The organism is Hoeflea sp. BAL378 (assembly GCF_000759435.1).
In the GTDB taxonomy this organism is placed as follows: domain Bacteria; phylum Pseudomonadota; class Alphaproteobacteria; order Rhizobiales; family Rhizobiaceae; genus Hoeflea.
The window spans coordinates 1-10,283 of record NZ_JRJG01000206.1; the positions used below are offsets into that span (position 1 = coordinate 1).

Annotated in this window: 14 protein-coding genes; 7 read left to right on the plus strand and 7 right to left on the minus strand. The window is 66.4% G+C overall.

Annotated features, from left to right (window positions below; translation table 11 throughout):
* Positions 1-60 precede the first annotated feature (60 nt).
* Complete coding sequence (gene hemC / locus LL06_RS25085) at positions 61-990, minus strand: hydroxymethylbilane synthase (RefSeq protein WP_035533527.1); 930 nt, start codon at positions 988-990, stop codon at positions 61-63.
* Between the two features lie 90 nt (positions 991-1,080).
* Here hemC and tsaD point away from each other — a divergent pair, with 90 nt between their 5' ends.
* The 5 genes from tsaD to LL06_RS25110 all read left to right on the plus strand — a co-directional run bounded on the left by tsaD (position 1,081) and on the right by LL06_RS25110 (position 4,175).
* The gene (gene tsaD, locus LL06_RS25090; protein ID WP_035533529.1) at positions 1,081-2,172 is read left to right on the plus strand and encodes a tRNA (adenosine(37)-N6)-threonylcarbamoyltransferase complex transferase subunit TsaD; all 1,092 of its coding nucleotides are present in this window, start codon (positions 1,081-1,083) and stop codon (positions 2,170-2,172) included.
* 117 nt (positions 2,173-2,289) lie between these two features.
* Positions 2,290-2,583: a YciI-like protein gene (locus tag LL06_RS25095; protein ID WP_035533531.1), complete on the plus strand. Its 294-nt coding sequence runs from the start codon at positions 2,290-2,292 to the stop codon at positions 2,581-2,583.
* Position 2,584: 1 nt separating this feature from the next.
* A complete protein-coding gene (locus tag LL06_RS25100) occupies positions 2,585-3,022 on the plus strand; it encodes an EVE domain-containing protein (protein WP_035533533.1) in 438 nt (145 codons plus the stop codon).
* 23 nt (positions 3,023-3,045) lie between these two features.
* Complete coding sequence (locus LL06_RS25105) at positions 3,046-3,693, plus strand: methyltransferase (RefSeq protein WP_035533535.1); 648 nt, start codon at positions 3,046-3,048, stop codon at positions 3,691-3,693.
* A gap of 77 nt (positions 3,694-3,770) precedes the next feature.
* Complete coding sequence (locus LL06_RS25110; RefSeq protein WP_035533537.1) at positions 3,771-4,175, plus strand: DUF1761 domain-containing protein; 405 nt, start codon at positions 3,771-3,773, stop codon at positions 4,173-4,175.
* 16 nt (positions 4,176-4,191) lie between these two features.
* Here LL06_RS25110 and LL06_RS25115 read toward each other — a convergent pair whose 3' ends face one another.
* Positions 4,192-4,758: a L,D-transpeptidase family protein gene (locus tag LL06_RS25115; protein WP_081964191.1), complete on the minus strand. Its 567-nt coding sequence runs from the start codon at positions 4,756-4,758 to the stop codon at positions 4,192-4,194.
* 159 nt (positions 4,759-4,917) lie between these two features.
* On the opposite strand from LL06_RS25115, the gene LL06_RS25120 reads away from it, so the two are divergent.
* Together LL06_RS25120 and LL06_RS25125 are read left to right on the plus strand one after the other, a co-directional pair.
* On the plus strand, positions 4,918-5,601 hold the full coding sequence (locus LL06_RS25120) for a response regulator transcription factor (protein ID WP_035533553.1): 684 nt from the start codon (positions 4,918-4,920) through the stop codon (positions 5,599-5,601).
* A 30-nt stretch (positions 5,602-5,631) separates the two neighbouring features.
* Positions 5,632-6,090 carry a cyclic nucleotide-binding domain-containing protein gene (locus LL06_RS25125; RefSeq protein ID WP_035533555.1) on the plus strand — a complete coding sequence of 153 codons (459 nt, stop codon included), beginning with the start codon at positions 5,632-5,634 and terminating at the stop codon, positions 6,088-6,090.
* 63 nt (positions 6,091-6,153) lie between these two features.
* On the opposite strand, the gene LL06_RS25130 is transcribed toward LL06_RS25125, so the two are convergent.
* The 5 genes from LL06_RS25130 to LL06_RS25150 form a co-directional block, all read right to left on the minus strand.
* Positions 6,154-6,966 carry an exodeoxyribonuclease III gene (locus LL06_RS25130; protein WP_035533557.1) on the minus strand — a complete coding sequence of 271 codons (813 nt, stop codon included), beginning with the start codon at positions 6,964-6,966 and terminating at the stop codon, positions 6,154-6,156.
* Positions 6,967-7,087: 121 nt separating this feature from the next.
* A complete protein-coding gene (locus tag LL06_RS25135) occupies positions 7,088-7,510 on the minus strand; it encodes a type II toxin-antitoxin system VapC family toxin (RefSeq protein WP_035533559.1) in 423 nt (140 codons plus the stop codon).
* A complete protein-coding gene (locus tag LL06_RS25140) occupies positions 7,507-7,773 on the minus strand; it encodes a type II toxin-antitoxin system Phd/YefM family antitoxin (protein WP_035533561.1) in 267 nt (88 codons plus the stop codon). The genes LL06_RS25135 and LL06_RS25140 overlap by 4 nt, the downstream gene beginning before the upstream one ends.
* Positions 7,774-7,962: 189 nt before the next feature.
* Positions 7,963-8,643, minus strand: a complete 681-nt coding sequence (locus LL06_RS25145; RefSeq protein WP_035533563.1) for an outer membrane lipoprotein carrier protein LolA — start codon at positions 8,641-8,643, stop codon at positions 7,963-7,965.
* 74 nt (positions 8,644-8,717) lie between these two features.
* Positions 8,718-10,283 (minus strand): DNA translocase FtsK (locus tag LL06_RS25150; RefSeq protein WP_035533565.1); only part of this gene is annotated, 1,566 nt, incomplete at its 5' end.

The following is a 10,283-nucleotide window of genomic DNA, read 5'->3' on the forward strand; positions in this document are numbered from 1 at the left end:
CGGCCGGCGGTGCGCTCTCCGCCCGGGTCGGGCCGCGTCACCAGCACGCGCATTTCGGGGTCAGCTCCAGGTTTCGAAGAAGCCGGGGCCCGCCTTTGCACGCGCCTCGGCGCCCGCCGCGGCGCCCATCGCCGCCGCCTCGCTGGCAAGCCCCTCGTGGCGCACCTCGTGCGACACCGTCCCGTCCGGGGTGAGGATCAGGCCGAAAAACGCAAGCCGGTCGCCCGAGATCGTCGCATGGCCGGCGATCGGGGTGCGGCAGGATCCGTCGAGCACGCCCAGGAACGCCCGTTCGCACAACAGCGCCGCATGGGTGCCTGCATGATCGATCGGCGCGATCAGCTCCGCGACCAGCGCGTCGTCGAGCCGCGCCTCGATGCAGATGGCCCCCTGGCCGGGCGCGGGCGGAAAGCTTTCCGGATCGAGCAGTTCGGTCACCACCTCGGCCTTGCCCAGCCGCTTGAGCCCGGCATAGGCCAGAAGCGTGGCGTGGACGTCGCCATCGGCAAGCTTGCGCAGCCGCGTGTCGACCAGGCCGCGGAACATGATCACCGAAATGTCCGGCCGCAGCCGGCGGATCAGCGCCTGGCGCCGGAGCGAGGACGAGCCCACCACCGCGTTCTGCGGCAGGTCGACGAGCCGCGCCGCAGCCGGGCTGATGAAGGCGTCGCGCGGATCCTCGCGCTCGAGATAGGCGATGATGCCGAGCCCCTCTGGCAGCGTCGTTGCCATGTCCTTGGAGGAATGCACCGCAATGTCGAGCCGGCCGTCGGAGAGCTGCTCCTCGAGCTCTTCGGTGAAAAGTCCCTTGCCGCCGATTTCCGACAGCGGACGGTCGGTGATCCGGTCGCCCTTGCTCGACAGCACCACGATCTCGAACGCCTCCTCGGGCATTCCATGCGCGGCCATCAATCGGGCGCGTGTCTCATGGGCCTGGGCCAGCGCAAGCGGACTGCCGCGGGTTCCGATGCGATAAGGTTTCATTTGCAAGACATCCGTTCCGTTGTTACCGACAAACGAGTATCGGGATCACCAGCCAAGCGCAATATCGGGCCGCGCGACATAAGAGACATCATCGGCATGGGCGGATTGACAATTCTGGGGATCGAGACGAGCTGCGACGAGACCGCCGCCGCCGTGGTGCAGCGGCGCGCCGACGGCAGCGGCGAGATCCTGTCCGATGTGGTGCTGAGCCAGCTCGACCTGCATGCGGCCTTCGGCGGCGTGGTGCCGGAACTCGCCGCCCGCTCCCATGTCTCGGTGCTCGACCGGCTGGTGCGCGAGGCGCTTGCGGAAAGCGGCGTGGCGCTCGACGGGATCGATGCCATCGCCGTCACCTCCGGGCCGGGGCTGATCGGCGGCCTGATGGTGGGGCTGATGACCAGCAAGGCCATCGCCATGGCGACGGGAAAGCCGTTCATCGGCGTCAACCATCTCGAGGGCCATGCGCTGACGGCGCGGCTCACCGACAATGTGGCCTTTCCCTATCTGCTGCTGCTGGTGTCGGGCGGCCATACCCAGATCGTGCTGGTCAAGGGCGTTGGCGACTACGAGCGCTGGGGCACCACCATCGACGATGCGCTGGGCGAGGCCTTCGACAAGACCGCCAAGCTGCTCTCGCTCGGCTATCCCGGCGGCCCGGCGGTGGAGCAGGCGGCGCTGGCGGGAACGCCGGGACGCTTCCGCCTGCCGGTGCCGATGCGGAAGGACCCGCGGCTCGATTTCTCCTTCTCGGGGCTCAAGACCGCGGTCAGGCAGATGGCGGAAGCCGAGGCGCCGCTGTCGCACCAGACCATCGCCGATCTCTGCCTGGCGTTCCAGACCTCGGTGACCGCGAGCCTCGACGACCGCATCGCCATGGCGCTTGACCGGTTTGCGCAGCGTTTCGGCACCGGATCGAAGCCGGCGCTGGTGGTGGCGGGCGGCGTCGCCGCCAACCGGGCGATCCGCGCGACGCTCGAGGCCCGCTCCGAAAGCGCAGGCTTCCGCTTCATCGCCCCGCCGCTCAACCTTTGCACCGACAACGCCGCCATGATCGCCTGGGCCGGCGCCGAACGCATGGCCGCGGGCCTGCCCTTCGACGCGCTCGATCTCGCGCCGCGCTCGCGCTGGCCGCTCGACCAGGAGGCCACCGCGCTGATCGGCCACGGCAGGCGCGGCGCCAAGGCCTGAGCCCGGCTCATCAAACCGCGCGGCGGATATTGAAACCGGCGGCCCGGCAGGGCATAGACTGCAGCTCGCACCGCCCGGCGTCGCTCCGGGCCCGACCATCCCGCGATTGGAGATTTCATGCTTTACGCCCTGATGTGCAAGGACAAGCCCGGTTCCCTCGATCTTCGCATGGCCACGCGCCCGACCCATGTCGAGTACCTCAAGAGCATCGAGGCGAGCGGCGTTCTGAAGATGGCAGGGCCGCTGCTGGGCGACGACGAGAAGCCGATGGGCAGCCTGCTGGTCGTCTCCGCCGCGGACAAGGGCGAGGCCGAAGCCATTGCCGCCGCCGATCCCTATGCGATCGCCGGCCTGTTCGCCTCCACCGAGATCCGCGCCTTCAACTGGGTCTTCAAGAATCCGGAGGCGTGAGATGGCCTATTGGTTGTTCAAGTCCGAGCCGTTCAAATGGTCCTGGGAGATGCAGAAGGCCAAGGGCAAGACCGGCGAGCAGTGGGACGGCATCCGCAACTACCAGGCCCGCAACAACATGCGCGCCATGAAACTGGGCGACAAGGGCTTCTTCTACCACTCCAACGAGGGGCTTGAGGTGGTGGGCATTGTCGAGGTCTGCGGGCTGATCCATCCCGACACCACCATCGATGACCCGCGCTGGGAATGCGTCGACATCCGCGCCGTCTGCGACATGCCCGAGCCAGTGACGCTCAAGGACGTCAAGGCCAACCCGAAGCTCAGCGAGATGAGCCTCGTCACCTCGATGCGGCTGTCGGTGCAGCCGGTGACGGAAGCCGAATATCTTGAGGTTTGCCGCATGGGCAAGCTCGACACGCCGCCGCGCTCGCCGGAGTGACCGGGCTTACCCGGCGCTGACGGATGAAGACCGAGCCGGAAAGCTTCATCCGCGCCAACACCGCGCTCGGCGCACCGCCGCATGTGCCCGAGATCCGGCTGCATCTGGCCGACGAGGCGCATGATCTGTGGCTCAAGACCGAGGAAGAGCTCGACGCGCTCGGCCTGCCGCCGCCGTTCTGGGCCTTCGCCTGGGCCGGCGGCCAGGGCCTGGCGCGCCATCTCATCGACAATCCTGATCTGGTCGCGGGAAAGACCGTGCTCGATTTCGCCTCGGGCTCAGGCCTCGTGGCCATCGCCGCCAGCCTAGCCGGCGCGGCCCGTGTCACCGCCGCCGACATCGACCCCTGGGCCGCCACCGCGGCGCGGCTCAACGCAGCGGCGAACGGCGTGGCCTTCGCCTTTCGCGCGGACGACCTGATCGGCGCGGACGAGGGCTGGGACGTGGTGCTCGCCGGCGACGTGTTTTATGACCGCGCCATGGCCGAGCGCGTCTGTCCGTGGCTCACGGCGCTCGCGCACCGCGGCGCGACGGTGCTGGTGGGCGATCCGGGCCGCGCCTATTGCCCGAAGGAGGGGCTGGAGCTGCGCGCCACCTACATGGTGCCGGTGACCCGCGCGCTCGAGGACAGTGAGATCAAGCGGACCTCTGTCTGGCGGGTCACTCCCTGATCTGGCCTTCAGATCCCACTTGACCTCGCTTCAGGAATGGAAAACCGTGATCGCGCTAAACTCGGGAGGATGGACAGATGCAATTTGCGGGCATGAACTATCTGGCGATCCTGGTCGCGGCCATCGTCGCCTTCGTCATCGGCGCTATCTTCTACTCCGCGCTGAGCAAGCCGTGGATGAAGGCGGCGAAGATTGACCCTGCCGGGCCGAAGCCGGTGCTGGCCGGGCTGCTCGCCACCAGCTTCATCCTGGAACTGGTGCTGGCCTTCGTCACCGCCGGCATCATCGGCCATCTCGGACAGGTGACGGTCGTGAACGGGGTGATTTCCGCCCTGTTCATCTGGGCGGGCATCATCATGACCACCATGACCATCAACAACCGCTACCAGGGGTTCGGCTGGGAACTGGTGGTCATCGACGGCCTGCACTGGCTGCTGGTGATGATCGGCATCGGCGCCACCATCGGCCTGTTCGGCGCCTGACCGGCGGTGGGCTGCGTCAGACGACGCGGACCCTCGTCCCCCGCCGCAGGAACGGCATCAGCCTGAGCAGATCGCGGCGGGAGAGTGCGATGCAGCCTTCGGTGGGGCGATAGCCGGGCCGCGCCACGTGCAGGAAGATGGCGCTGCCCCCGCCGCGCCGCCGCGCGCGGATGTTCCAGTCAAGGACGTAGCCGAAATCATAGAGCGCGTCGGTGCGCATGAGCGTCTCGTGGCTGGCCGCAAAGGGCAGCCGGACCTGGCGGTTGTAGGCGGCATGGGAGGGAGCGTCGCACCAGCCGTCGCCCGGGCCCACGCGGCTGAGCGCGATCCCCGACCGGTCCGGCGCAAGCAGTCCGCCGCGGCGGAACCCGCCCAGCACCGCCATCGCCGCGCGCGGCGTGCCCCCGTCGCCCTCGCGCTTGAAACTCGTGATCCCGCCGCGGCCGAGCGCCGCGGGAACCGCCACGGGACCTGCCCGGACCAGCGCCTTGAGCCTGTCGCCCGGCTTTTGCCGCACCGCGATGGTGCGGGGTCGGGACCCGCGGCCGCTCGGTTTGCCGGACGCCGGCCGCTTCGGTAACAAAATCCTCACGATCAAGTGCTCCCTCTCGGACCCGGCATGGTATTTAGCACTTTGCCGCCGCCTCGAAAGTGCCTAAACAGAGACATAAATGTCATTTGACACAGAAGGGAGCGTCGGCTTGAACCGGCGCCCGCGTCGATAGGAAGAGGAACCGCCGCAATGACCGCTCGCTCGATCCTGCTGGTAGACGATGATGACGATCTGAGGGAGACGCTTGTCGAACAGCTCTCGCTGTACGAGGAATTCGCGATTTCCCAGCAGTCCTCCGCGACCAAGGGCGTGCAGGCGGCCCGCGCCGAACATGTCGACCTGCTGATCATGGATGTGGGCCTGCCCGACATGGACGGGCGCGAGGCGGTGAAACTCCTGCGCAAGGGCGGCTTCAAGTCGCCGATCATCATGCTGACCGGCCACGACACCGATTCGGACACGATCCTGGGCCTGGAGGCGGGCGCCAACGACTATGTCACCAAGCCGTTCCGCTTCGCGGTGCTGCTGGCGCGCATCCGCGCCCAGCTCCGCCAGCACGAGCAGAGCGAGGACGCCACCTTCACCGTCGGCCCCTACACTTTCAAGCCGAGCCAGAAGCTGCTGCTCGACGACAAGGGCGGCAAGATCCGGCTTACCGAGAAGGAAGCCGCGATCATCCGCTATCTCTACCGGGCAGACCAGAAGGTGGTGACCCGCGACGTGCTGCTGGAAGAGGTCTGGGGCTACAATTCCGGCGTCACCACCCATACGCTGGAGACCCATGTCTACCGCCTGCGCCAGAAGATCGAGGCCGATCCGTCCAATGCCGAGATCCTGGTCACCGAAAGCGGCGGCTACAAGATCATTCCGTAAGGCGCCCCTCAGGCTTCAAGGACCACGACCATGGCGCTGAACGACGACATAGCCCTGCTTTCCACCGTCTCGCTGTTCCGCGACATCGGCGAGGACAAGCTGCGGCTGATCGCCTTCGGCGCGGAGCGGCGCAAGCTGCAGGCCGGCCAGGTGCTGTTCCGCGAGGGCACGCCGGCCGATTGCGCCTTCGTCGTCGCCGACGGCCGGTTCGAGCTGAGCCGCAAGGGTCGCGACGGCCAGACCACCGTGCTGGGCATGGCCGAGCGCGGCGCGCTGCTGGGGGAACTGGCGATGGTCACCGCCGTCGACCGGACCATGACGGCGATCGCGCCGGACAATGCCGAGGTGATTCGCATCAACCGGCCGCTGTTCCGGCGCATGCTCGAGGAATATCCCGACATCGCCGGCATCGTCCGGCAGCGCATCAACGACAATCTGGCCGCGCTCAACGCCGGCCTTGCCAAGGTTGCCGACCGCTTCGCCGGCTGACGGCGTCAGAGCCCTTATTCGAGGCGATGACCGCGCCCCGCCTTGGGCGGTGCGGGGCAGACATCAGAACGCGAAATGCGCGGTGACCGGGACATGGTCGGACGGCCGCTCCCAACCGCGGGCCTCGCGCAGCACATCGACGCGCGTGAGCAAAGGCAGCAGATCGGGCGAGGACCAGACATGGTCGAGCCGCCGGCCGCGATCGGCCGCGTCCCAATCCTGCGCCCGGTAGCTCCACCAGGTGAAGATCTTCTCCTCGGGCGGGATATGGGCGCGGATCAGGTCGACCCAGCCGCCGGCCTGCTGCATCGCCACCAGGCCCTCGGTTTCCACCGGCGTGTGGCTCACCACCTTCAGAAGCTGCTTGTGCGACCAGACATCGGTCTCGAGCGGGGCGATGTTGAGATCGCCCACCAGGATCGAGGAAATGCCGTCCGCCTGCTCGGCCTCGGCGTGCAGGCATTTCATTTCCTCGATGAAATCGAGCTTGTGGGCGAATTTCGGATTGATCTCCCGGTCCGGCTCGTCGCCGCCGGCCGGCACATAGAAATTGTGGATGCGGATCCTGCGGCCGCCGGGTGCCGCGACGACGGCCGAGATGTTGCGGGTGTGGTCAATCTCGCAATAGGTCTTGCGCTGGTCATCCGACAGCGGCAGCCGCGAGAGGATGGCGACGCCGTGATAGCCCTTCTGGCCGTGGATGGCGATGTGCTCGTAGCCGAGCTTGCGGAAGGCCGTGCTCGGGAAGGAATCGTTGGGGCACTTGGTTTCCTGCAGGCACAGCACGTCGGGCCGGGCGGTCTCGAGAAAATGCTGCACCAGCGGCAGTCTCAGCCGCACGGAATTGATGTTCCAGGTGGTGATGGAAAACGCCAAGTCGGATCGCCTCCTGCAGGTCGCGGTCAACGGGATAGAATTGACCTATAGGCTGCGGAGGTCAATTCAAAGCGCTAAAGCGGGCTGTGCACATGTGATGCGCAGCCGGCACGTTGGGCCTTCACGCAACCCAGGGATCGATGAGACGGATCCCCAAGCTCTCGAAATCCTTGATGTTGCGCGTGGCCAGAGCAAGATCGCGGGCGATCGCGGTGGCTGCAATCAGGCCATCCATCGATGACAGATTGCGACCCTTCCGCTTGGCATCGCCCATCAGACCTCCCCAAGCCAGAGCAACATCCTGCTCCACCGCGATGACGCGCTGGTCGAACCGTTGCGGGAGGTCGGAGGTGAGCCACTCGTTCAGGGCATCGCGCTTTCGCCCCTTGTCCATGAGGGCGACGCCACGGCGGATTTCCGCAATCGACACGACGCTGATGAAACTACGGTCTTCGTCAAGTTCATCCAGCCATTGCAGGACGCGGGCGTCCGGGCGCGGCCGTGTCACTTCCGACAAGACATTCGTGTCGAGCAGAAATCTCACAGCGGCAGATCACGGGGCTCGTCGCGTTGACGGCCGACATCAAGCTCGATGCCCCGCAGGGGCGACTCAAGCAGGAATTCGGCCAGCGTCCCCTTGCGCGCGCTCTTGCGCTGCCATTCCTCTGCAGACACTACAACCACGCTTGGCCTGCCGTGGCGGGTAATCGTCTGCGGCGCGGATTGCGCGCGCTCGATCACCTCGGAAAGTCGCGCTTTCGCGGTGGCGACGGTCCAGCTTGCCTCATCGTGCGGTGATGGCTTCATTGCACGCATCCTGACCGGAGTGACTATTGTGACTACAATAAGCCTCGCCCGGATGACTGACAAGGCATTTTGACCAGGAGGCGCGCGGCACGAGCGGCTCACCGGGGGAGATTGATCTGCAACCGCTCCCTAAGCATCCGAGCCGCCTCGCTCACATTCGCAACTGGTCCTCTGCCGGCGCTGGCGGGATCAGCCGCCGCCGCGGGTGCGCTTGGTGACTTCGGAATAGGGCACCTGGAACACATTGTCGGCGAATTTCACGCCCGTCTGGACGTTGTAGATCATCACCGACGTGTCCTTGCCCTGGGCGTCGCGGATGGTCCACTGCTTGAGCTCGAAGCTCTTGGGGTCGAACATCAGGCTGATGGTCGAATCGCCGAAGATCGATTTGTTGCCCAGCACGATGGTGGTCAGGTCCGGATCTTCCGTTACCGACCGCACGGTCTCGCCCGATAAGTCGATACGCTCCGACAAGAGCAGCTTGAGCGGCGTCTTGTCGAGCGGATAGAGATCCCAGGTCTTGAGCTTGCGGTTGCCGATGACGACCGCCTTGCCGTCGGCGATGACCCGGATCGAGGACGGCTCCTCGTAGTTGAACCTGAGCTTGCCGGGACGATCGATGAAGAACTTGCCGCCGGTCTGTTCGCCATTGGGGCCGAACTGGATGAATTCCCCGGTCATGGTCTTGACCGAGGAAAAATGGTCGGCGAGCTTCTGCGCCGCGTCCTGCGCGCGCGCCGTGCCGGGAAAGGCCAGAAGACCGGCGGCTGCCGCCATCAGCGACAGTCCCAGCCCCAGGCCTGCGCCCAGAAGCGCCCTGCGAACCGGATCATGCGGAATGGCCGCGCTGGAAAGGGTCTGTTTCGACATCTCTGTCTCCGTTTCTTGTCCGTGTCCGTGTCGCCCAAGACTGCGGCGCCAGTGTGACGCCGGGCTGTGCCTGGCTAGCGCGGATCGATATCGTCTTCCGTCGGCACCAGGATCTCGCGTTTGCCGGCATGGTTGGCGGCGCTGATCACGCCTTCCTTTTCCATCCGCTCGATCAGCGAGGCGGCGCGGTTGTAGCCGATGCCGAGCCGCCGCTGGATATAGGAGGTCGACGCCTTGCCGTCGCGCAGCACGATGGCCACGGCCTGGTCGTAGGGATCGTCCGACTCGGCGAGATTGGAGGTGCCGGCCGGTCCGCCGCCGCCGCCCTCGCCGTCGTCGTCATCCTCGGTGATCGCGTCGAGATATTCGGGCACGCCCTGGGTCTTGAGATAGGAGACGATGTCCTCGACCTCCTTGTCCGACACGAACGGCCCGTGCACGCGCTGGATGCGGCCGCCGCCGGCCATGAACAGCATGTCGCCCATGCCGAGGAGCTGTTCGCCGCCCTGTTCGCCGAGAATCGTGCGGCTGTCGATCTTCGAGGTGACCTGGAAGGAGATGCGGGTCGGGAAGTTGGCCTTGATCGTGCCGGTGATGACGTCGACCGAGGGGCGCTGCGTCGCCATGATCACATGGATGCCCGCCGCGCGCGCCATCTGCGCCAGCCGCTGCACCGCGCCCTCGATGTCCTTGCCGGCCACCATCATCAGGTCGGCCATCTCGTCGATCAGCACGATGATGTAGGGCAGCGGCGTGAGGTCGAATTCCTCGGTCTCGTAGACCGCCTCGCCGGTGTGGCGGTCGAAGCCGGTCTGCACGGTGCGGGTCATCGGCTCGCCCGAGCTTGCCGCCTGCTCGACGCGGGCGTTGAAGCCGTCGATGTTGCGCACGCCGATCTTCGACATCTTCTTGTAGCGCTCTTCCATCTCGCGGACGGTCCATTTGAGCGCCACGACCGCCTTCTTGGGATCGGTCACCACCGGGGTGAGCAGATGCGGAATGCCGTCATAGACCGACAGTTCGAGCATCTTCGGGTCGATCATGATCAGCCGGCATTTCGACGGATCCATCTTGTAGAGAATCGACAGGATCATGGTGTTGATCGCCACCGACTTGCCCGAGCCGGTGGTGCCGGCCACCAGCAGATGCGGCATCTTGGCGAGGTCGGCGATCACCGGCTCGCCGCCGATGGTCTTGCCGAGCGCCAGGCCGAGCTTGGCCTTCGACGCCTCGAAATCGCGGCTGGCGATCAGTTCCCTGAGATAGACAGTCTCGCGCTTCTGGTTGGGCAGCTCGATGCCGATGGCGTTGCGGCCGGGCACGACGGCGACGCGGGCGGCGATCGCGCTCATCGAGCGGGCGATGTCGTCGGCAAGGCCGATCACGCGCGAGGACTTGATGCCCGGCGCCGGTTCGAGTTCGTAGAGCGTCACCACCGGTCCGGGGCGGACATGGATGATCTCGCCCTTGACGCCGAAATCCTCGAGCACGCCCTCGAGCATGCGCGCGTTCTGCTCCAGCGCCTCCGGCGACAGCGAGGCGTCCTTCGCCATGTTGCGCGCCTCGGCGAGCAGGTGCACCGAAGGCAGCGAGAAGCCGTGTTCCTTGAGCATCGACCCCTGCGCGTCGCGCTGCACCCG